The organism is Aliivibrio fischeri (assembly GCF_009727955.1).
Taxonomy (GTDB): Bacteria; Pseudomonadota; Gammaproteobacteria; order Enterobacterales; family Vibrionaceae; genus Aliivibrio; species Aliivibrio fischeri_A.
Genome location: NZ_WOBR01000004.1, coordinates 717,556 through 741,219 on the forward strand (window position 1 = coordinate 717,556; position 23,664 = coordinate 741,219).

At 38.0% G+C, this 23,664-nt stretch carries 19 protein-coding genes and 1 pseudogene; 7 read left to right on the top strand and 13 right to left on the bottom strand.

Going from position 1 to position 23,664, the window contains the following annotated elements; genetic code table 11:
• Positions 1–87: 87 nt before the first annotated feature.
• The 3 genes from ihfA to pheS all read right to left on the bottom strand — a co-directional run bounded on the left by ihfA (position 88) and on the right by pheS (position 4,361).
• Entirely contained in the window at positions 88–384 is a 297-nt protein-coding gene (gene ihfA, locus GNP81_RS06665; RefSeq protein ID WP_005419121.1) for an integration host factor subunit alpha, read from the bottom strand.
• 588 nt (positions 385–972) lie between these two features.
• Entirely contained in the window at positions 973–3,360 is a 2,388-nt protein-coding gene (pheT, locus tag GNP81_RS06670; protein WP_155674403.1) for a phenylalanine--tRNA ligase subunit beta, read from the bottom strand.
• Positions 3,361–3,377: 17 nt separating this feature from the next.
• Positions 3,378–4,361, bottom strand: coding sequence for a phenylalanine--tRNA ligase subunit alpha (gene pheS / locus GNP81_RS06675; RefSeq protein ID WP_005419116.1), 984 nt, complete (start codon positions 4,359–4,361; stop codon positions 3,378–3,380).
• 320 nt (positions 4,362–4,681) lie between these two features.
• Here pheS and GNP81_RS06680 point away from each other — a divergent pair, with 320 nt between their 5' ends.
• Positions 4,682–6,880, top strand: coding sequence for a TonB-dependent hemoglobin/transferrin/lactoferrin family receptor (locus GNP81_RS06680; RefSeq protein ID WP_155674402.1), 2,199 nt, complete (start codon positions 4,682–4,684; stop codon positions 6,878–6,880).
• Positions 6,881–6,952: 72 nt separating this feature from the next.
• Here the strand turns inward: GNP81_RS06680 and GNP81_RS06685 are convergent.
• The 10 genes and pseudogenes from GNP81_RS06685 to hutW form a co-directional block, all read right to left on the bottom strand.
• A pseudogene (locus GNP81_RS06685) lies at positions 6,953–7,665 on the bottom strand (hypothetical protein).
• Between the two features lie 28 nt (positions 7,666–7,693).
• On the bottom strand, positions 7,694–8,425 hold the full coding sequence (locus tag GNP81_RS06690; RefSeq protein ID WP_155675063.1) for a hypothetical protein: 732 nt from the start codon (positions 8,423–8,425) through the stop codon (positions 7,694–7,696).
• Entirely contained in the window at positions 8,412–9,137 is a 726-nt protein-coding gene (locus tag GNP81_RS06695; protein WP_155673557.1) for a hypothetical protein, read from the bottom strand. The genes GNP81_RS06690 and GNP81_RS06695 overlap by 14 nt, the downstream gene beginning before the upstream one ends.
• Positions 9,138–9,165: 28 nt before the next feature.
• Positions 9,166–9,897 (bottom strand): hypothetical protein, encoded by a 732-nt coding sequence (locus GNP81_RS06700; RefSeq protein ID WP_155673556.1) that lies wholly within the window; start codon positions 9,895–9,897, stop codon positions 9,166–9,168.
• Entirely contained in the window at positions 9,884–13,144 is a 3,261-nt protein-coding gene (locus GNP81_RS06705; protein ID WP_155673555.1) for a T6SS effector BTH_I2691 family protein, read from the bottom strand. Before GNP81_RS06705 ends, GNP81_RS06700 begins: the two co-directional genes overlap by 14 nt.
• Entirely contained in the window at positions 13,141–13,995 is an 855-nt protein-coding gene (locus GNP81_RS06710) for a DUF4123 domain-containing protein (protein ID WP_155673554.1), read from the bottom strand. The genes GNP81_RS06705 and GNP81_RS06710 overlap by 4 nt, the downstream gene beginning before the upstream one ends.
• Positions 13,995–16,052, bottom strand: a complete 2,058-nt coding sequence (gene tssI / locus GNP81_RS06715) for a type VI secretion system tip protein TssI/VgrG (RefSeq protein WP_155673553.1) — start codon at positions 16,050–16,052, stop codon at positions 13,995–13,997. The genes GNP81_RS06710 and tssI overlap by 1 nt, the downstream gene beginning before the upstream one ends.
• Positions 16,053–16,440: 388 nt before the next feature.
• The gene (hutZ, locus tag GNP81_RS06720; protein ID WP_011261844.1) at positions 16,441–16,968 is read right to left on the bottom strand and encodes a heme utilization protein HutZ; all 528 of its coding nucleotides are present in this window, start codon (positions 16,966–16,968) and stop codon (positions 16,441–16,443) included.
• Positions 16,969–17,020: 52 nt separating this feature from the next.
• Entirely contained in the window at positions 17,021–17,551 is a 531-nt protein-coding gene (gene hutX / locus GNP81_RS06725; RefSeq protein WP_196583003.1) for a heme utilization cystosolic carrier protein HutX, read from the bottom strand.
• On the bottom strand, positions 17,541–18,917 hold the full coding sequence (hutW, locus tag GNP81_RS06730) for a heme anaerobic degradation radical SAM methyltransferase ChuW/HutW (RefSeq protein WP_155656485.1): 1,377 nt from the start codon (positions 18,915–18,917) through the stop codon (positions 17,541–17,543). Before hutW ends, hutX begins: the two co-directional genes overlap by 11 nt.
• Positions 18,918–19,073: 156 nt before the next feature.
• Between hutW and GNP81_RS06735 the strand changes: the two genes are divergently transcribed.
• Genes GNP81_RS06735 through GNP81_RS06760 form a run of 6 tightly spaced genes read left to right on the top strand, consistent with a single transcriptional unit; the run spans position 19,074 to position 23,606 of the window.
• Positions 19,074–19,814, top strand: coding sequence for an energy transducer TonB (locus tag GNP81_RS06735; RefSeq protein ID WP_072054480.1), 741 nt, complete (start codon positions 19,074–19,076; stop codon positions 19,812–19,814).
• A 21-nt stretch (positions 19,815–19,835) separates the two neighbouring features.
• Positions 19,836–20,519 (top strand): MotA/TolQ/ExbB proton channel family protein, encoded by a 684-nt coding sequence (locus GNP81_RS06740; RefSeq protein ID WP_155673552.1) that lies wholly within the window; start codon positions 19,836–19,838, stop codon positions 20,517–20,519.
• Positions 20,516–20,935 carry an ExbD/TolR family protein gene (locus GNP81_RS06745; protein WP_155673551.1) on the top strand — a complete coding sequence of 140 codons (420 nt, stop codon included), beginning with the start codon at positions 20,516–20,518 and terminating at the stop codon, positions 20,933–20,935. The genes GNP81_RS06740 and GNP81_RS06745 overlap by 4 nt, the downstream gene beginning before the upstream one ends.
• On the top strand, positions 20,932–21,780 hold the full coding sequence (locus tag GNP81_RS06750) for a heme/hemin ABC transporter substrate-binding protein (RefSeq protein ID WP_155673550.1): 849 nt from the start codon (positions 20,932–20,934) through the stop codon (positions 21,778–21,780). Before GNP81_RS06745 ends, GNP81_RS06750 begins: the two co-directional genes overlap by 4 nt.
• Positions 21,781–21,789: 9 nt before the next feature.
• Entirely contained in the window at positions 21,790–22,827 is a 1,038-nt protein-coding gene (locus tag GNP81_RS06755) for a FecCD family ABC transporter permease (RefSeq protein ID WP_063647443.1), read from the top strand.
• Positions 22,827–23,606, top strand: coding sequence for a heme ABC transporter ATP-binding protein (locus tag GNP81_RS06760; protein WP_155673549.1), 780 nt, complete (start codon positions 22,827–22,829; stop codon positions 23,604–23,606). The genes GNP81_RS06755 and GNP81_RS06760 overlap by 1 nt, the downstream gene beginning before the upstream one ends.
• Positions 23,607–23,664: the final 58 nt, after the last annotated feature.

Consider the following 23,664-nt stretch of genomic DNA (forward strand, 5'->3'; position numbering starts at 1 on the left):
TCATAGAGTTAATATTACAGGCAATAAAAAAGCCATGTGATTAACTGCATCACACGGCTTCTCTCTTGTTCGCCTAAAATGGCAAGACTATTTTTCTACAGGTAGATTCTCTACACGAGCTTTCAGCTTCTGACCCGGTTTGAATGTTACAACTCGGCGTGCAGAAATTGGAATATCTTCCCCAGTTTTTGGGTTACGTCCAGGACGCTCACTCTTTTCGCGTAAGTCAAAATTACCAAATCCTGATAATTTCACTTGCTCACCACTCTCTAGAGCTTGCTTAATCTCTTCGAAAAATACTTCTACCGTTTCCTTGGCGTCGCGTTTACTTAATCCAACTTTTTCAAATAAGGTCTCAGCCAAATCAGCTTTAGTGAGTGCCATAAAAACTACCCTCAAGTTACGTTAGACAGAGTCACAGCATTGCTGTAACTGGAAACTGAACAGTTAGTACGATGCATCTGCATTGTTTAACTAATGACAGTGTATGCCAACCGACTGATTTTCGCCAACTTTTTTCTAAAATTTAATGCTGCATTTATGAGATAAAGATCAAGTTTATAAGTCTTATCTACTGAAATCTCTTATTATTTGCCATGCTAAGTTATTGAAATAATATCTAAACCTAAATATTCACAAATAACAGGATAAAACTCTGTTTTTAACTCTGTGATAAAGGCCAAACTTTTATTAATAAATTTGAAGATAGTCCATCTATATGATTATGTTGTAGTTAGTTTTAGCCGCTAAATAACCATAAACTCACACTTATCATGGTTTCAGGATTATATACTGAAAGCGCCTATTTCTTTACTGATTTAGCGTTAATAAGGTGGAGTTAATATGTTTCACATAAGATGCATGAATGTATCATCGAGATTAATTTATAAATCTTAAATTTTGAATAAAAAAATCCAGCACCAACAAATGTCGGTACTGGATCTTATATTCTTTCGTTAAAAAAGAAGTATATTAGTCACGCAGTGTTGCTGAGAACTTCTCACCAATTGCAGCAACGATAGCATCAACAGCTGAAGTGATATCAGCCTCTTCTAGCGTACGCTCAACAGATTGAAGTGTCAGTGCGATTGCAAGACTCTTCTTACCTTCTTCAACGCCTTGACCACGGTAAACATCGAACAGTTTCGCGCTAGTTAATAGCTCGCCACCTGATGCTAGACATTCAGCAACGATGTCACCAGAAGCAATTGCTTCGTCTGCAACGATCGCGATATCACGACGGTTTGCAGGGAACTTAGATACTGATGCAGCTTCTGGAATAACGCGAGTATTGATTGCGTCCCACTCGATTTCAAACATGATTGTACGACCGTTTAAGCCAAACTTACGCTCTAGCTCTGGGTGTACTGTACCAATGAAACCAACTTCTTTACCATCAACAACGATAGCTGCTGTTTGGCCTGGGTGAAGTGCTGGGTGTTTAGCCGCTTTAAACTCATACGCTAATTCATTAGCTGTTAGTTCAAGAACTGCTTCTAAATCACCTTTAAGGTCGAAGAAATCAACAGTGTTTGTTGCGATATCCCAGTGTTCTTCACCACGAGTACCAGCAATGATACCAGCAAGCATCATTTCTTGACGCATGCCGTTTTCTGCTGATTCTTCAGGAATAAAACGTAGACCAGATTCGAATAAACGAACACGTGGTTGTTGACGTTTTTGGTTATGAACAACGGTATTGATCAAACCAGTCCATAGGCTTAGACGCATCGCTGACATTTCAGCTGAGATTGGGAATGGCAGAATTAACGGCTCAATCTCAGGCACAATCAGTTTTTGTTGCTCTGGCTCTACAAAGCTGTAGGTAATTGCTTCGTGGTAACCACGGTCAACAAGAAGATCACGAACACGCTTAAGCGGTTGGTTTGCTTCTTTGTGATCGTTCATGTTTAGTGCAGCAACAGGCGCTTGGTTAGGAATGTTATTGTAACCGTAGATACGACCTACTTCTTCAATTAGGTCTTGCTCGATTGCAATATCAAAACGCCATGATGGAGAGCTTGCAGTCCAACCTGTGTCAGTACTTTCAACTGCACAACCTAGACGAGTAAGGATCTCAACCACATCTGTTGATGGGATGTGATGACCTAATAGACCATCTAACTTGCTACGACGTAATTCAACTGTGTTTGCTTTTGGTAAATCAGCTTCTGATTCAACAGCAACAACAGGAGCTACTTCACCACCACAAAGTTCAACAATAAGCTGTGTTGCACGCTCCATCGCTGTCGCTTGTAATGTAGAATCAACACCACGTTCAAAACGTAGAGATGAATCAGTGTGTAGACCGTATGCACGAGCGCGACCACGGATGTGATCAGGTGCGAAGAATGCACACTCAAGCATAATATCTGTTGTTTCAGAAGTCACACCTGATTCTTGACCACCAAAGATACCAGCGATTGCTAGTGCTTTGTTTTGATCAGCGATAACAAGTGTATTGCTGTTTAGTTTTGCTTCGTTGCCATCAAGAAGAGTTAATTTCTCATCTTGTTCAGCCATACGAACCACAATGCCGCCGTCGATCTTTGCAAGATCAAACGCGTGCATTGGTTGGCCTTGCTCAAGCATTACGTAGTTTGTGATATCAACAATCGCATCGATTGAACGAATACCACAACGACGCAGTTTCTCTTGCATCCAAATTGGCGTTTCTGCTTTAGCATTTACGTTCTTGATAACACGACCAAGGTAACGTGGACACGCTTCAGTTGCTTTAACTTCAATAGAAACCGTATCTTCAATGCTTGTCGCTACTGCTTCAATCGTTGGTTCAACTACGTCTGCACGGTTAAGAACACCAACTTCACGAGCTAAACCACGAATGCTGAAACAGTCAGCACGGTTTGCTGTTAGGTCAACATCAATAGCAACGTCGTTAAGCTCAAGAAGCTCACGAACGTCCATACCTAATGTAGAGCCTTCTGGTAATTCTAAAATACCGTCAGATTCAACATCAATACCTAGCTCAGAGAAAGAACAAAGCATACCGTGTGATGGAACACCACGTAGTTTTGCTTTCTTAATTTTGAAGTTACCTGGAAGTACAGCACCAACCGTCGCAACAGCAACTGTTAGGCCAAGACGACAGTTAGAAGCACCACAAACGATGTCTAAAAGCTCTTCTTCACCGATATCAATTTTAGTTACACGAAGTTTGTCTGCGTCTGGGTGTTGACCACACTCAACCACTTTACCTACTTTAACGCCGGTGAACTCACCAGCAACAGGTGCAACTTCATCAACTTCCAAACCAGCCATTGTGATTTGGTGAGCTAGCTCTTCGCTGTTAATAGCAGGTTTAACCCACTCGCGTAGCCAAGATTCACTGAATTTCATAAGTTTCTAGCCCCGAATTACTTGAATTGTTTAAGGAAACGAAGGTCGTTCTCGAAGAACGCACGAAGGTCATTTACGCCGTAACGAAGCATAGTTAGGCGCTCAACACCCATACCAAACGCAAAGCCTGAGTATTTTTCAGGGTCGATGCCAACAGAGCGAAGTACGTTAGGGTGAACCATGCCACAACCTAATACTTCTAACCATTTGCCATCTTTACGCTTCACATCAACTTCAGCAGAAGGCTCAGTGAATGGGAAGAATGAAGGACGGAAACGCACTTCAACTTCTTCTTCAAAGAAATTACAAAGGAAATCGTGAAGAATGCCTTTAAGTTGTGCAAAGTTTACGTTCTCATCAACTAGCATACCTTCCACTTGGTGGAACATTGGCGTGTGAGTTTGGTCGTAATCGTTACGGTATACACGGCCAGGTGCAATGAAACGGAATGGTGGTTTACCGTTTTCCATTGTACGGATCTGAACACCTGATGTATGCGTACGTAGCATTAGATCAGGGTTAAAGAAGAAGGTGTCGTGGTCAGTACGAGCTGGGTGATCTTCTGCAATGTTTAATGCGTCGAAGTTATGGAATGCATCTTCGATTTCAGGACCAGACTCAGTGCTAAAGCCTAGCTCACCAAAAAATTGCTCAATACGCTCAACAGTACGAGTAACAGGGTGTAAACCACCGTTCTCGATACGACGGCCAGGAAGGCTCACATCGATAGTTTCAGCAGCAAGTTTTGCTTCAAGCTCAGCCGTTTGCAGTGCGTCTTTACGCTCTGTTAGCATTGCTTGTACTGCTTGCTTACCTTTGTTGATTAATTGACCCGCTTCACGACGCTCAGATGGGTCAAGTTTACCTAGACCTTGAAGTTGAAGTGTTAAGTGGCCTTTTTTACCTAAATATTGAACACGGACTTCGTCCAGAGCGACTAAAGAGCCAGCTTGTTCAATTTCTGCCGTTGCATTGGCAATGATCTCGTCTAGATGTTGCATCGTTTCCTCATCCACTTATAGGTGGTATCCGTTGCGAGTAAAATACATATAACAACACATAGTAATAAATCACAGCGCTAAATCCAAATTGAATTAGATAAAATATTCAATCTAATAGAAAAAAGTGCTTTTCTTAACCAATTGCTTACCCTATCTGCACTATTTCTTTCTTTTTCACTGTCTTTCTTCCCTATTTCAAATCACTTTTTGCTACCATAGAACAAAAAACGAAAAGATCAAATGAAAATGATAGTAATTATCATTCGTAATATGTATTATCTCCGGCGAATTATGAGAGGACAACTTCAAAGGAAAAATTCATGTCTAATAAAAAAACATTTTTAGCAGCGTCTATTCTCGTTGCACTATCTCCCATTCTCCACGCTGAAACCTCATCAAATAAAGAAACAACCATGTTTGATGAAGTGGTTGTTTCTGCAACTCGTACAGAGCAAAGCATTAAAGACACATCTAGTTCAATTTCAAAAGTCACATCAGATGATATTGAAAAAACAATGGCAACCGACATTCAAGATGCACTGAAATACACTCCAGGTGTTTCAGCTAATGGTGGTGGCCGTTTTGGATTATCCGGATTTACCATTCGTGGTATGAGTGATAGCCGTATAAAAATGTTAGTTGATGGCGTTCAACAACCTACTCCTTATAACCCAGGTTCAAACGAACAACGTAAATATCCAAGCACTATTGAGATAGATACGCTAAAAGCAATTGAGGTAAATAAAGGACCTTCTTCTACTCTATATGGCTCAGATGCACTGGGCGGAACAGTGCTAATGGAAACGAAAAATCCTGAAGATATCTTAAGAACCGATGGCGATGAAAATGCATTTGAAGTAAAAACTAGCTATAACAGCATTGATACAAGCTCAAAGACAACGGGCACATGGGCAATGCGTGCGGCAGAGCTAGAAACTCTTATCATGCTGACGTATAAAAAAGGCAATGAATCACAAACTCATTCAAATGGTGCTGATATTGAAGGTCCTGATCGCGGTGCTGCCAACCCAGCCGATGCACAAATCGGTAACCTTCTTGCTAAAGCCTTTTACCAATTAAACGATTCACATCGCATCGGCGCTACTGTTGAATACTTCACCTCTCAATACGATGAAGATGAATTATCACAAAATGGGTATTCGATGATGAGTCGAGGTACCCCAATCATTACTTATTATGACAATTACAATAAAGATACAAACACTCGATTACGTGTTGGTTTAGAGCACGAATGGCAAGCGAATAATTCACTATTCGATACGCTAGAATCAAAATTAAACGTACAACAAACTGAATCATTGTCAGAAAACTACGATACTTCAACAGGTCCTTATGGTAGTGGTCGTCGTATGCGTGAACGTATTGCTACTGATGATTCTATCCAGTTTGACGCACAATTTGATAAAATTGCCGAGTTTGGAGAAGGATTCCATCAAATCACTTATGGTGTAAGCTTTAGACAAAACAAGTTCGCAACTGAAAATACCGATTATAAATACGACAAAGGCACCGTTGGTCCGGGCCATACCGATATGCCTGATGCAACAATGACTCAATACGGTATTTTTGCACAAGACCAAGCTTTCTTATTCAATGAACAATTAGTGCTAACTGCAGGTTTACGCTATGACTCATTCAAAGCAGAGCCTGAAACAAATGAAGGTTTTAAAACAGAATATCCTGATAGCCAAAATGACGCTTTCACAGCTAAGTTAGGTTCGGTTTATCATATTAATAATAATTTCAGCGTACTTGGTCAAATTAGCCAAGGATTCAAAGCCCCTACTCTGCAAGATATGTACTACTTTTACGATAGTGGCGCTGTCATCGATGCAAACCCAGACCTAAAAGCGGAAAGCAGTATTTCGTATGAAGCAGGTATTAGAGCTCAATCTAATGCCGCACAACTTGAATTAATCGCTTTCTATAATGATTATTCTGATTTCATCAATCAGCAATACTTAGGTAAAGTCGTTGGTGGCCCGAACGATGGTAAAGAGCATTATACAAAAGAGAATATCGATTCAGCAGAAATTTACGGTATTGAATTTAACTCAACGTATTTATTAGATGAAGCCTTCAATGCGCCTCAAGGCACGTACTCTAAATTAAGCATTGCTTACGCAGAAGGCCGAGATAAAAAGACGGGAGCTCCAATAGACAGTGTTGCTCCCCTTACTTCAAACCTAGGCTTAGGTTATGACTCTGTTGGTTACACTTACGGTGCTTTATTAAACATTAATATGGTGGCAGGCAAAGACAAATGGGCAAACATTAATCATGAAAATATCAATGTTGCTGGTTACACATTGGTTGATCTAACCGCTTACTATAAACCAATGAAAGATTTAACTCTTCGTGGTGGCTTATTTAATGCATTTGATAAACAATACTGGCTATACAACGACATGATTGGTACTGAAGTTGGTGAAGAAGGAATTGACCGACAGGCTCAAGCAGGTCGTAACTGGGGCATTGAGTTAGACTATAAATTCTAAAAATAAATAGCACTCAACGTTAATTGGCTAGTTCAAAGCGGCGTCATCGCCGCTTTTTTTATATTTGTTGTATTATGATTTTACTATTTCAGAGGGGTCAAATGGGCCGTAGTTATCTATTTCCTTAGGGTGGTTTATTTCAACGTATCTACTTTTACGAAATACACTTAATAGATAATTCTTTATCTCTTCTCGGTCTTAGGAAAATAAAATAACCATTCGTATGAAGCATATAAATCATATGGATGGCTTATAATTGCAAAAGTATCCTCTTTTCTAATATCAAATAAAGTATATTCATCAGAAAAAAGTATGTATGACTTGCTGATTTTAGACTCAAACCCTATCATTTTAAATGACAATAATGCACAAACTCCTGCCCCAACAAAAGCCATTGGCCCTATTATAGTTACAGCAAAAAAACTTACCGCCACACCAAACCAAGCAAAGCCTCTCATCACTTTATACGCCATTTCAGGGATTATCTGTTCTGTTGTAAAGTGAATGCCTTTTTCCGTTAAATAAAAACAAATATGCTCATCAGCAAGAAATAAATAACGAATAACAAAAGTCATTATTAAACCGATGAAAAATAAAACTGGAACCGCAGCCATATCCTGTATTAATAGCATAAGTAAACTATAACCAAAAAATGGAATCCCTATAGATAAAAACCAACGAAGTTTATTTCCAAGTCTGTCACACCTAATAGCTTCCCATTGATAAATAATAGGTAATTCATGAAGTTCACGCTCAAGTTCTAATTCATTGTCTTTATCATGCATTATTTAGCACATCCTTTACGACTTCACATCAATCCTGATCTGCTGGATGTAAGAATTCATTAAACTTTTCGTGTTCACAAATATCTTCAACACTCATCACTTCAAAAAAATATCCATTTGGATAAAATATTTTTATTGTATTAAAAATTTCTTCTACGTTATCTTTATTACAAAAAAATCCCATCGAAGAGCAGGTATCATTGGTATTTGCTGTAATATCAATATAATTTTCTTTGCTTGTTTTAAATATTACTGACTCATCGAAATACAAACTTTCAAACATCATAGGTTTTAATCTAAAGTTAACCAATTTAAATGAGAGTAACGCACTGGCCCCTGCTCCAACGAACGCCATAGGGCCAACAAAAACAACGGCAATCAAACATACAACAACACCTACTCGGCCTATCATTCGTATGCATCGATAAGCGTACTCAGGCACCACATCTGCCTGCTCGGTTAATATTCCGTTTTTAGTGAACTTGTAAATTCGCTTTATGTCTGCAGAACCAAAAAAGATAAAAAACAATGTCATGAAAATGGTAAGTAAACTAAATGCCACCACACCACCTGTATCTAGCATATCTTGACTAAAGTCATATAACATCCAACTCATAACACTAAAAAAACCAACACCAGCAAAATATCCCAAATATTGATGCTCGATGGTTTCATATTCATAAAGCACTTCTTCGTTGTATAAATCCATTCTCATGGTTTCTATTTTGTCGTTATTATTTATATCTTTATGAGTTAGCATTATTTATACTCAGGTTTTCAGAGGGTTCGAATGGAGCATAGTCATAAATATCATCAGGGTGGTTAATGATTTTATAGTGACTTTTTTTAATCACCTGAAATAATTGTTTTTTTATTTCATCTCTATCTTCACGAAAACAATACAAACGATAGCATGAATCATATATATCATGTGGATGACTTATTATTGAAAAAGTATTTTCTTTTTGAATATCAAATATAGTATATTCATCTACGAAATATACAAATGAACTGCGAGGTACTAATTTAAAACCAGTCATTTTAAATGACAACAATGCACAAGCCCCTGCCCCAACAAATGCCATTGGCCCTATTATAGTTACAGCCAAAAAACTTACCGCCACACCAAACCAAGCAAAGCCTCTCATCACTTTATACGCAATTTCAGGAATTACTTGTTCTATTGTAAAGTGAATGCCTTTTTGCGTTAAAAAATAACAATACTGATTATCCGATAAGAATAAATAACGGATAACAAATGTCATTATTAAACCAATTAAAAATAATACTGGAGCCGCATCCATATCTTGTATTAGTAATAATAAAAAACTATAACCAAAAAAAGGAAGTCCTATAGATATAACCCATCTAAGTGTATTACCAAAATCACATCTTATAATTTCCCATTGATAAATTATAGGTAACTCATGAAGTTCACGCTCAAGTTCTAATTCATTTTCTTTATCATGCATTATTTAGCACATCCTTTACGACTTCACATCAATCCTGATCCATTGGGTGCAAGAACTCTTTAAATTTATAATGCTCATAAATATCATCTTCTTTCTCAACCTCATAAAAATGACCATTTGGATAGAATTCTTTTAAAGTATTAAAAATATCATCTACATTTTCTTTATTACAAAAAAAGCCCATTCTAGAGGCTGATATTTTTCCATTAGGTATTACTGATATATAACTCACATCCGAAGCTTTAATTAATACCGTTTCATCAAAATACAACGTTTCAAACAGCATAGGTTTTAATCTAAAGTTAACCAATTTAAATGAAAGTAACGCACTGGCCCCTGCTCCAATGAACGCCATAGGGCCAACAAAAACAACGGCAATCAAACATACAACAACCCCCACTCGACCTATCATTCGTATGCATTGATAAGCGTACTCAGGCACCACATCTGCTTGCTCGGTTACTATTCCGTTTTTAGTGAACTTGTAAATCCGCTTTATGTCTGCAGAACCAAAAAAGATAAAAAACAATGTCATGAAAATGGTAAGTAAACTAAATGCCACCACACCACCTGTATCTAGCATATCTTGACTAAAGTCATATAACATCCAACTCATAACACTAAAAAAACCAATACCAGCAAAATACCCCAAATATTGATGCTCTATGGTTTCATACTCATAAAGCACTTCTTCGTTGTATAAAGCCATTCTCATGGTTTCTATTTTATCGTTATTGTCTATATCTTTATGAGTTAGCATTATTTAACCTCACAATCTCCATATCTAAATTTTCTTTTTTTGAATAATCATTAAATGAAATAACCTTATTTACATTTAGCTTTATGTCTCCACTACCACCTTGAAAGCCGAAATAAGAAATCACATGAGGCGTTCTATTGGCTAAAACATCTAAATAAATAGTGATATTAGAAATATCTTCTGAATGGTTCCGTTCAATTTTCATTTGATAACAATTATTATCATTGTTTACTTTAGTGAAGTTGACTTCAACTTCTGATTGACTCACTTCTTTATTTCCAATGAAATTATAATGTTTTATTGCTTTTTTAGATGCGCTTTTAATCACTTTAATTCCAAACCATTTATCAGATAAGTAATCAGGTAACTCAATTGTTAATGTCCATTGTTTGTCTGAATCAGAAATTGACTGATACGTTCTAACTATTCCAGTGTTTATCTGGGCTACTGGTTTATTTAATATATTTTGCAAGTTAACTAATTCAATTTCTGGTGACCACTTAGCCGTCTTTACTCCCCATATGGATTGCACTAACCACAACTCCATATCAGTTCGTTTAAACATATTAATGAATACCGTTGCAGCAATATAAATTACACCAAAAATAACCAACCCTATAACCATCCAAGGAGCAAAAATAGCACCAATGGTTCCATTCATAAAACATGATATTAATTGAGTAGAATAAATAAATGCTTGGCCTACTAATGATCCTGATTTTAGAATTTCTGCCATCCTTTCTTCTTTTGATAAAAGAGGACTATCTAAGCGCTTATAGACATAATAAATTTCAGACACACTGGCGATTAATCCAGTAACAGCTACTAATCGAGTTAGATTTACAAATTTAGTAATGAGTTTTTTATTTGTTTTTAAAGCTTGCTTTCTTCTTTCATTCAATAAATCTTTATCTTTCATCACTTCAGCCCATGCTGCGTCTCTTGATACCAAAGCGCACGCATTTACAGTCCAAGAAGCCGTATAAACAACCTCTGCGGCGACTGATTTATATTCTTCTGTCGTCTTACTCTCTTGGTTTCTTTGCAATAAATTTGAAAAAACGGTTATTGAGTTCCAAATGTTTAATGCTGCAACAACCCCATTCCAACTTGCTGATCCTTTCCACTTCCTTTCCGAAAAACTAACAAGATCTGCCTTTGTATTCTTATATGCAGTCCAACTCTCTGCTACGCCTTTGCTGATTGCTCCTTTTACGTTTAACATTGAGCCGTTTTGTGAAACCTTAAGCATTTGAGGCATGTTCTCTGAAATAAATTCAGATGCTTTTTGTACTAACACGGCAGCAAATTGTTCTTTCCGAATAATCGCAGCCATTGTTTTACTGTTAGATAATAAAAACTGATCATATTTTTTATTAAATGCTGCTAGTTCTTTAGGGTAATTAGGATTTACAGAAACAATAAAACTGCTATCTGCTAGATTTTCCATGATGAGAACTCTGAAGCGAGTCATAAAACTAAGTGCGCTGAATTGATTAGTTCGAGGTTGGATTGCGTTGAGCATCTCCATCGAAGGTCGAAATTGCAGTATCGGATTGGCTTTATTACTTGCAATAAATGCAGCAAACACTGCTTTAATATCGATATGAAGCAGCTTGTACCAATCAGAATCTTGAATTCTTACGTCACCTGTTAATGTATCGAATTCTGATAATCGAGTATGCAGTGCGATCATGTCGCTTGGGCTGCTCATATTAAGTGCATCTCCACCTTCAGAGTAAGTGGTTAACTCATCCACCACTTCTTTTGAGTAAGCAAACGGTGCTAATGCTAATAGATTATTTGGGTTACTCAGATCTAGCATTTTTTCTAAATAATGCTTAATTTCCGGAACATTAAAACCCGATTGAACAAGCTCAACGGTTATTGGTGAAAATAGTTCAGATAAATAACGTTGACCAACCTCTGTTTGGTTATCAATACCAAAATGCATAGGATCTATACCCATCTGTTCAATGGCATCTGTTACCTCTTTATGTTGATAAACTAACTTACTATTTAATGTTTCTACTTCTGATAATTTATCGTATTGTTCAAATAGGTATTCATTTAATTCATTCCATCGAATTTCATCAAAATTTCGATATTGCCTTTTCCACTGAGAAGTATGTTCCTTTTTAATTTCAAAATTAAACCGATCTTTTATGACTTGTTTTTTCGCTTCTAACGCCTTATACCATGAGGTATTTTCTACCCCTTCACCGACATGATATTCATAAGATGCTGAAGATTGTTGGACATTTTGCTCTTGGTATAAATACTCATTTATCTCTATTTCTAGCTTTAACCGTTCAATTGGATCTGATTTAATATGTTCAGGAAGTTGATCATCACTAAATGTTACCCTTGCTAAAGATCGTGTTAATTCAGCCATTTGAGCTTTGTACTCATCCTCCTCTGTTCCTTGTAGTTCAACAATACGCACGTATGTTTCTGACAACTTCAAAAACAAATCCGTTATATCTGCCAACTGATCATCCAGTGCGATATACAAAGCGCTGTTCTTTTCTAATAAATCGCATTGATAATCGGTTTCTAATACGGGTTTCTTATGAGTAGCGAGATGAAACTCATCATCAGAGGGAGCATCGTCTTTTAATGGGGAGCATGTTTTTTCAAACAAGGCTTCAGAGGGTTTGGGAGTTCCAATATCAGCAACAGCATGAACAAAATCACGCATGCCACCACCGTGTTCTATTTCTAGTGTGTTTGAATAGGTTTTTAAATCGACGGTTCGCATCCATTCATTGCGACACTGAGTATTTGAACGCATGTGCTCACATAAGCGCCATGTCCAACGTTGGTGAGAAAATGATATGGTTAATGTGTCATTCTTAGAGTAAGACAAACAGCTTTTAGCCTCTCCTGCTTGACCTCTCTCTTCTGGTGCTTTGTCGGCTTCATTTGAGCCCCAATCAATCTTAATGAATTGAGTACCTTTCACCTGATATTCATGAAAGGTTTTATCTCTATTGCTATAAACGTAAAGCCAGCCATCTCTTAATTGTCTTAATGTATATTTTGAATGAGCAACATCAAAAAAGCCGTAACCTTGATGGGTTTCAAGTAATGGATGTTTTTGCTCTTTTTCTTCATCATCCATATCATCAATCGCATAACGAACCGGAATGATGTCAATCACACCAAACTTTACAGGACAAGCCCCTGCTGGGTTTTTCGCATCTTTTTTACTGCCACACATGGCGGCATTGTTTGCTTCGCTCATTCTTGTAAATCCTTTTGCATAGAGTGACGATATTGATAGGCCAAATCCGCCGCTTGTTTAATTCTTTGTTCTGGGGTTTGCTGTGATGTTTGATAGATCAATTCTGTGATTTTGGGGTATTTATCGGTTGTGATCGCTTCTTTTCCTAAATATCCCATCACATTCATAAATAAACAGACTTCAGTCTCATTTTGAAACCCTCTGCTGTAAGCGGCATCGAACCAATACTGAATCCATTTTTGTTTATCTGCCACGCCCTCTAAACAATATGGGAAGAAATATTCCACATGATTAAGTACATAGGCATAGGCATTTTCAGTCGCTAACTCTCCTAACGCTTGCCATTGTTCGTCCGTTAAACGATAAGGTTTGACACTTTTCATCTCAGAGCAAGGCGATAAGTAATGCGCCCATCCCTTTTTATATGGAAGCCAAACTTCATCAATGTGTTGCCAATACCAATCAGTTGCTGTCGAGAATAAAACATTGGCACACCCTGAATGCGCCGATTTCAATATGATGGATGAACCGTAAGGCGACTGAACCTTAATCACACTTCTTAAATGCTCTGCAAGGCTTTCTAGATCTAACGCCGAACTGAATAAGAAACCGTCTAGCTGACCACGCTGACTTTCAAACCACTGTGCAATAACAGGCGTTGCTTTTACCAAATAAGGAGAAACCGATATCAACTCATTCCAAGGCGCATACAAATAAAGAGGCTCTTGCTCAATCACCGTATCTAATTGATACAATTGTTTTAATACATCAACACTCTGACTTGTATCTAGCATCAAATAGAAGGAGGTGAAGTCATCAATATTCAGAAAATCAAAGTACTGCGTTTCCATTATTCTTGTTCCTGCTCTTGTTCACACTCCTCACAAACTGGATCTAATGTTTTTAATGCCTCGAGCTGACGAGTGGCGTGAATTTTACTTCTTGTGTATTCAGAGGCCGTTGCGATTTCAGCCGCGCTGCCTGCCGTTTCACTCTGCTTCATGATAGGTTGAGTTGCTGTTATACCTGCATATCCGCTACCGCTTCCTGCACTGCCGCCTTTGTTTAAATCAATGGCCGAACCAAGTAAATGAATACCACCAGAATCAAGCTTCATAGTACTGCTGCCTGTGGTGATGGTCAGTTCACTGCCAGCATCAAGGACCGCTTTATTACCCACCTTAATGTGTAACTCTGTGCCTATTTGTTCAAGCCGACTGCCTTGGATCTTTTGTTGAACAGAGCCTGATACTTGCTGATGTGCGTCACCTTTAATTGAGCTTAAATTACCTGATTGCACAGTCAGGTGATTATCTTTGGTGACTTGATGAAATTGATCATGATGCACAACAGAGTGATCATCATTAAATATCTCATTAGTACGGTTGTTTTGAATTTGACTATCCATGTCTTTCGCTGCATGAATATAGATCTGCTCTGACGCATTTTTATCATCAAAACGTAATTCATTAAAATTATCTGCACCAATAGAGCTTGATGTTTTAAATGTGCTTCGTGTTTTATGCTCTGGCAATGGATACGGCGGTTTATTATCCCCGTTATACAGTGAACCGGTGATGATGGGTTTATCGGGATCACCCTGAATGAAACTAACGATCACCTCGTGTCCTATTCTTGGCAATACAAACTGACCGTATTGATTACCAGCCCAGCCTTGTGAGGTACGAAGCCAACAACTTGTTTTCTCATCCGCTTGACCATTTCTGTCCCAATGAAATTGCACTTTTACTCGCCCATATTCATCACAATAGATCTCTTCATTCTCTGGGCCTGTTACTATTGCGGTATCAATATTATGAATGCGAGGTTTCTCTATTTTTGCTAGACGGTAAGGAACTGACCAAGGAATACATTGAAAACGAGATTCAAAATGAGAGGTTCCCTCTGCCAGTTCTTCTAGCACTTGCGGTTGCCTCCCTTCATAATTCACTGAAGTAATTAACCAATTAGTATTCCACTCTTCTATCGGATGGTTTGATATAGGCTGAAAATAGCCTGGTGTTAATTGTGGACTGTCGCTCTCTCCACGTAATACGATTTGATTGGTGCGTTTTCTTTCAAGATAAAGGTTGGCTTGATTTAATGCTTGATAATCGTAACACTCTAACGCCTCTTCACTCGCAGTATCTTCTACTTGCTCTGTACTCTTTTCAGCGTTAATCATTTGCTTTGGTTGCTGAAAAGCATAATCTTTTATTGCATATTTACCAGTTTGAATGTTCTGTTCTTTAGCCAAAGAATAAATAACATCACTTTCCTGAACCATGCCATTTTCAGGCATAAATTCAAGTTCAGGGAGATTAGTGTGTGTTTCTTTACCATCGGAAATAATTAACTTGGATTGCGACTCTGTATGTTCAAAGTAGGAAATTAATCCTTCTTCAGCCATTAAACGCTGTATAAATTGCGTATCAGTTTCACCATATTGCACACAATAATCTCGGCATTCATGAACATGATGAAGTTCAATTTCATAATGATGATTTAAAATGCCTGATTTAGAATAAATTTCAGAAATGATGTCATGTACTGGTTTGTGTTGAAAAATCTGATAATTGTGACGAAGTGATAATAGAGAAAATACTGGAACTAACGACAATCGATACGTGCTAAATCTAAATGATGTACTGATCTGCTCCATGGATTGAATAACACCATGAACATAACGAGTATTGGCATCACTATTTGCATTATATCCATAGATACTTAGCCGTGCAGGCAGTTGTAACCACTGTTCTAAAATAAGATCGGGATCTTCGCAGATAAAGGTAACGTCAAATTGGTAACTTTCACCTATTTTTTCTTCACCTGTAAATTCATAGACTTGGAGCGGTATATCTACCGTGGTTACGTTCAACTCAAACTTTGATTGATTTGCATCCTGCATGGTCAACTCAGCCCTTAATTAATAGATTAATCAGTTACTTAGTAAAATTCACACTGAATGATATCAAGTTAATATTTAGTTCCTAATTTGATGAATAAATATGCGATCGACGGCACTTCCACGCTTGAAAATCAATCAAACTAAAATTCATGCCAAAATTATTGGTCACTTATTCTGTTTGCTACTTTTTCGAGTGAGATCTGATACCAATCATAATAAATACATGTTCTGCAATTTTATAATCAAAAACGCCAACGAAATTATCAAGCATTTTAACAAGTTAGAGTGCCCCGTAATTTACTACAATTAATATGGTATTCCAGATACAAAAAAAAGCCCAAAATATTGAGCTTTAGTCTTAAATTCTATTGATGCTATGTAGCTGGAATTAAGCAGTTCTTTTCTTATGACCTTCATCTAGGTGAACAAAGTCAACAAGATCATCACCACTTACTTGAAACGCCTGACCAAATCCTTTTACAAACAATCCTTGAATGGGTTTTAAACGGAACATTTTAAAGTCTTCCAACGAACTCAAGCCGTCAATAATGTCACCAAAGCGTTGTTTCATTTCATCAACCGCAAGCTGCCAATTGGCTTCTTCTCTATCAATTAAAATCGCCGTCGCATCAAACGTTAATCTTTTACGAGCGAATAATTGTTTTGATGAATCTTCATCTTCGACAAGCATTAACGATACATCAGGGTTTTGTAACAGGTTTCTTGCATGGCGTGCGATCTCTGAGATCAAGACATAGTAACCATCTTCTAATAAAACAAAAGGAGCGTAGCTTACGTTTGGCTTTCCTTCGCAATCTACTGTTGCTAATTGAAGGGTTTTACGTGAGTCACGAAACTCTTGAATTTCAGGGCCAAGACGATTTTGTAATCTTTCCTGCTTAACATTTGAGTTCATTTTTCTTTCCTTTTAAATTTGGTGCTAAGTTGTATGCTGAGCTGACTATTTTTTATTTATATTCTTGTTTTAAGACATTAAACGCTTCAACTTGTTCAGGAATAAGTTGACGCTTTTTATCTCGACCTAAATAGATCTTAAATACGGAATGCCCGTCATGATTAAAGAAGCCAAAGTAATGACTTTCAGTTCCTCTGAACGGTTTGCTAATCAGTGCGATATCCTGAATTAAATCTAATTTTAAGTGACCGTGTAACTGCCCCTCTCGCCCCATCAGATTATAATAACCATACGCTATTTTCCCTTTTGGAAACGGCGCTTTAACTTCAAAGATAGAACCAAATGAATGTACGATGGTTGTTACATCACCAAAACCTACTAGCCCTTCTAATATCTCTTGGGTTTTCTGGCCAGAAACCATAGTCACCATCTCTTTAGGTAATGATTTAACCACTTCGACTTCACTAATAGACAGTTGCTTAGCTATATCACTTGGTAATAATGATGGATCATTTTCTAATAATTCGATAACGTGTTTATTCACTGGAATACTCTTATTATATTGATTAAATTTATGCAGCATGTTCATTAAAAACAGGCTGTTTGTTCGTCATTGATAAAGCGGATATCACACTTTGTGCTAAAGTCACTGCCCAAAATTCACCCGCTAGCGTTAAACTTAAATAATCGGCATTAACCTTAACTAATCCATTGTTTTGCCACTGTTTAAATAGCGGCATTAAGTATTGATAGACATCCTCTGACGTCTGTTGCATTAATGCCTTTCTTGATAGAACGCCACGATCAAACCCTGCTTTAATCATTGAGAATAATCCTGCTGAAGAAGCGGATTGTGTCATCATTGCAATCGGCATTTGTTGAGCTTTAATTGACTGAATATACGCATCTAACGTGCGATGTTGCATAATGCCTACACCGCCAAGATTACCACCAGCACCACACCCCACAGGCAATACCTCTGCAGTGGTTTTAGCTAAACTGTTGTAGATGCTTCTTTCACGATGACTTCGCGCCCAGTGATTAACGCTCAAGCGATTAAGGTGATGTTTGTTCATGAACTCCACACCATATTTATACATATAGGCTTTTTCTTCGGTTGATGCGGGTTGTGGCAATTTACCTTTATCAATCATGCCTTTCATAGGAGTTCCGCCCATTTCGATCAGCTGATAAAGATCAACACCATGTGCGTTTGTCTCTAAAAAATCGTTGAGATCTTGCTGCCAGATCTCGGAGGTTTGATAAGGAAGGCCATAAAGTAAATCAACCACAATGGGCGCTTGCTCTGAATCACTTAACTCTTGAATACGACGTAATACATACTCTTTATTATCAAGCCTCTTGGCTGAGCGTCTTACTTTTGTATTAAAACTCTGTACGCCAAATGAAAAACGATTAAAGCCACCTTCTAATGACTTATCAAACATCTCTTCATCAAAACGGTTAATTCGCCCTTCTAGCGTAATTTCACAATCAGGGGTTAATGGAAACTGAGAGCGAATGGCTTTGCCCAATTGTTCAATTTGATCTGCAGTAAGATCCGTAGGCGTTCCACCACCAATATATACCGCATGAAATGGCGCAGCTTGAGTCCAAGCGAGCTGTGCTTTCCATTTCAACTCAACTAATAAGGCATCAAAATATTCTTGTACTAGTTGCTTGCTTGAAGCGTGTTGAAAGAAATTGCAGTAAGTGCATCGCACACGACAAAAAGGGATATGAACGTAAAGACAACGATGTTTACTGATCTGTGTGGTTTCCGATGAAACGGAAGAAAAACGCTCATTAAACAAATCCGCCGAGATTGGTGTTGCGCCTCCCCCAGCATGAGCGGATGCTTTTCTTTGAAAGGCATACAGTAATGGCTCTGGTGTACTTTCACCGACAAGTGAAATAGGTAGCTGATTTAAGTCAATTTCTGTTCTCATGATTTCAATTCTTTTTAACTCGTTACTTCAAAGAGTTTTGCTTCTTTTTACATCATAAAGTATTTTTAAATGAGAATGCAATTGATAATTGATCTCATTCTCGTTTTGTTTATAATATTGTCATCTTAAAAAGTACTGAATTAAATGGAGACATTCGTGCTGAACTTTCGTTATCTAGCTGCAGCTGGTATTTCATTAGCTATTCATACCGCGCTTATTTGGTCTGTACCTGAAAAAAAAGCCTTTGCTATGCCTACCGGTAGTACTTCATCACAAGTAAACATCCAGTTTGTCGCACCAAGTGTTCCTACCCCTCAGTCAGTACAAACGAAAAAAAATGAAGTAACAAAACCGAAAGAACAACCAAAGCAACAAAGCACTGTTGAAAAAACAGTTCAAAAACAAGTGCAAAAGAAGAAATCCACCAAACCTAAACCAAAAAAGAAAATGGTTAAAAAACCAAAAACGTCAAAGCCAATTGAAACTAAAAAAAACGTTATTAAAGAAAAAGCAGAAACTAAGCCAACAACTAAAACGGCTAAGAAAACAGATAAACCTGTAGAAAAAGAATCAGCAGCGAAACCTGTTGCTTCTAAATCAGGGGCGACAGAAAAACCACAATTAGTCCAAAAACCGAGTTTCTTAAAACGCCCTGATGCACCACGTTACCCTCGCATAGCTCAGCGTAAAGGTATTGAAGGTACTGCGCTATATGAAATTTGGCTAAATGAAAATGGAAAACAAATTAAACAAGAGTTAATCACCTCATCAGGTGCACAAGTTCTTGATGAAGCCGCTCTTAATGCCATTCGTGATTGGCAATTTTCACCTCAAGTTATCAATGGCCAAGCGATTGCACATCGTGTGCAGATCCCTGTCCGATTTTCACTTAATTAATCAGTTATACCGGATTTAACTATGCTTAATTTTTCCCACTTATATTCACAACTTGGCATTATGGCTTTACCACTAGTCGCGTGTTCATTACTCACTCTTGCCTTGCTACTTGAACGAACCATTCAGCTTTTACTTTTTTCTGGCTGCTCTCATAAAAAAATACAGTCAACATTAAGTGAATTAAAAAAAGACGATACACAAGGGATTCAATCATTTATTGAAGCATTGAAAAAACGTCGTGCTCTCTCTGCAAAAGGCAATGCCATGCTACTTGCTCATCGTGATTTTGAAAAAGGATTACGAGAGGATGTGGCTGGATTATGGCTTCAAGAAAAGCGCCACCAATTGCGTTCTGGATTACGTCTTTTAGCTCTTATTGGCATGATCAGCCCACTACTCGGCTTATTAGGCACGGTTCTTGGTTTAATCGACATGTTTAAAGATGTCGCTGCAACAACAGGTTCTATCACTCCGAATATTTTGGCTGATGGTTTAGGGCTAGCAATGCGTACAACCGCAATTGGTTTGATCATTGCCTTACCTGCGATCGCAAGCTCACAACTTCTCGGCTTATGGGCTGATCGTATATTGTCACGTTTAGAGCATTCATTAAATTACACTAATCTATGGATTGAAGGGGTATTTAGCTCAAGTGATTCAATGAGTGAAATTAGCCAACATAAAATCATTAAGGTGAGTGCATGATCAAATCGCCCTCCCAGAATACTGAAGATTCCATTCAGCCTGATCTAACTCCTTTACTCGATATTATTTTTATCGTAATGGTCTTTTTATTACTCACCGCTACCGTGAAACTTCAATCTTTAGAAGTGAGCTTACCGACAGCGGATACCGAATCGGTAAGTGACGTAGACAGTCAATCTTTTACCATCAATATATTAGAACAACCACCATATTGGGGGTTGGATGGCCATTCCTATTCCACTTGGCCTTCTTTTACTAACGCATTACTGCAAAAAGTAAAAAGTAAGCCAGATTTTCAAGTGGTTATTGCCTCAGATAAAACCGCTGAAATTCAGCATATGGTGAAATTATTGGCCTTTTTACAAGATAACAATATTAAAGCAACTCAAATTCTAATGGACGAAAATAAATCATGATTAATTCTAAACTTACCTCCTCTTTCTTTGCTATAGCATTGCTTTCATTCTCATCCATTAGTTCAGCGCAAGAGCGTATTATTAGTGCTGGAAGTGCCGTTACGGAGTTAATTTATGCACTAGGTGCAGAAGAATCTCTTGTTGCCGTTGATGTAACGAGCAAAATGCCACAGACACAGTCCTTACCTAAAATTGGTTATCACCGTCAATTATCGACAGAAGGGTTATTAGCCTTACAACCAACACAAATTATTGGTTCCGACGAAATGGGACCTCAAAGTACACTAGATTTGCTTTCTCAATCGAATGTAAAGGTGAATATCGTAAACACCACACCAACGGTTCAAGGCTTATTAGATCGTATTGACGAAATTGCCTCTATTACTCAGCATCAATCGCAAGCAGAAGCGATCAAGGATCAAGTAAATAAAAAGGTCGCATTACTAAACAGTAATATTCCAAGTAAAGCGAAACAGAAAAAAGTCATTTACCTTTTATTGCATGAAGGCAGAGCACCTTATGTGGCTGGCAGTGATACGACAATGGATGAATTGATCCATTTAGCAGGAGCAAATAACCCTGCAAGCTCATCGATATCATCGTTTAAACCTATTTCAATGGAAGCCATGATCTCAATGCAGCCTGATGTTGTTTTAGTCAGCAACCGTAGTATCAAGAAGTTAAAAGGCATTGATAACATTATCGAATCGATTCCAACCTTAGCCTCCACCCCTGCTGGTATTAATAAACAAATTATTGGGATTGATGGCTCAGCACTCGTCGGTGGCCTTGGCTTAGCAACACTTGATGAGGCCGCTCGTTTGAATACCCTTCTTTACCCTTAAGTGATTATTATGTTGTTAAAGTACATCTCTTATTCAAAATTACTGTGGTTAAGTGGCTTTTCTCTGCTCATTATCGCAGTAAGCTCCATTGCGACAGGACCAATGAACATTACGCTAAGTGATAGTTTTAATAGCCTTATTCCTTGGTCAACGGCTGAAATTCCGGCACACATTAATTTGATCATTCATCAAGTTCGCCTGCCAAGAACCATCCTTTGTATGCTTGTTGGTGCCATATTGGCTATTTCTGGTGTTGTCATGCAGGGGTTATTTCGAAATCCTCTTGCTGAACCTGGGATCATTGGTGTATCTGCGGGGGCCGCACTTGGTGCAGCAATGGCAATCGTATTATTTTCATCCGTTGCTCAGCAATTTCCTATTTTTATGAATTTTGCTGCTGTTCCTATTTTTGCTTTTCTTGGTGGCGCAATAACCACACTCATTGTCTATCGATTAGGTACCAGTAAATTTGGTACCTCAATTACCGTTATGCTGCTCGCTGGTGTTGCTATTAGCGCTTTATCTGGTGCTGGAATTGGCTATTTGAATTTCATTGCCGATGATCAAATGCTTCGAGATCTCTCGTTATGGTCTATGGGATCGCTAGCGGGTGCAAAATGGAATGACTTGCTACTTGCAGGTATTGGTCTTATCACCTTGCTTGTTTTATTTATGAAAAATGCATCAGGACTTAACGCCCTACTTCTTGGTGAAGCAGAAGCAAAACATTTAGGCATTAATGTTCAATCATTAAAGAAACGTATGATCATATTAAGTGCTGTAGGCGTTGGTATTACCGTTAGCTTATCTGGAATGATTGGGTTTATTGGATTAATCATCCCTCACCTTGGTCGTATGCTATCTGGACCAAACCATAAAACCTTATTACCACTTTCAGCATTACTTGGTGGTCTTTTATTAACTGCAGCAGATATGTTTGCCCGTGTTGCCGTTAGCCCTGCTGAATTACCTGTTGGTATCGTGACGGCCATTATTGGCGCACCTTTCTTTTTGTATTTACTCTTTACCCAGCGAGGTAAAATTTAATGAGCCTTTCTTCATTAGCTATCTCAGCCAACAACATTTCTTATCGCATTGGTTCTAAAATAATTTTAGATGACATTAACTTAGAACTTCGTTGTGGTGAAGTAACCACATTACTTGGACCAAATGGTGCCGGAAAAAGTACATTACTGAAATTGTTATGTGATGAAATCACCTCTTTTAATGACATTCGTTATTTTGGAAAAGCAAAAGACCAATGGGATAGTAATGAACTAGCAAAACGGCTTGGGGTTCTCCCTCAGAACAGTACTCTTTCCTTTGCTTTTAATGTAAATGAAGTGGTAGAGCTTGGAGGATTACCATTAGCACTATCGAATCAAGCATTACGAGAAATCACATCAGGCATGATGCAAAAAACGGGAATAGGTCATTTAGCAGAAAGATCCTACCCCTCTTTATCTGGTGGTGAAAAACAACGTGTTCATTTAGCACGAGTGCTAACCCAAGTAAGCCAATATAAACAGAAGATCGTGATGTTAGATGAACCAACGTCAGCGTTAGATCTTTCACATCAACACAATACATTAAAATTAGCAAGAGAGTTAGCGAGCGAAGGTGCTGCAGTTATTGTGGTACTCCATGACTTGAATTTGGCTGCACAATATTCTGATCGAGTGATTGTACTTCAAGATGGAAAACTCCAAGCAGACGGCGCTCCATGGGAGGCAATAACATCAGAAATGATAGAGAATGTGTATGGACATAAAACCTTAGTGCAAGCCCACCCTACATTGAATTTCCCTGTGGTTTTTGCGGCATAAAAACCAAAAAGGTTTCAATAAAAGAGCCAATATGTTTATGTTGGCTCTTTAGGATTAG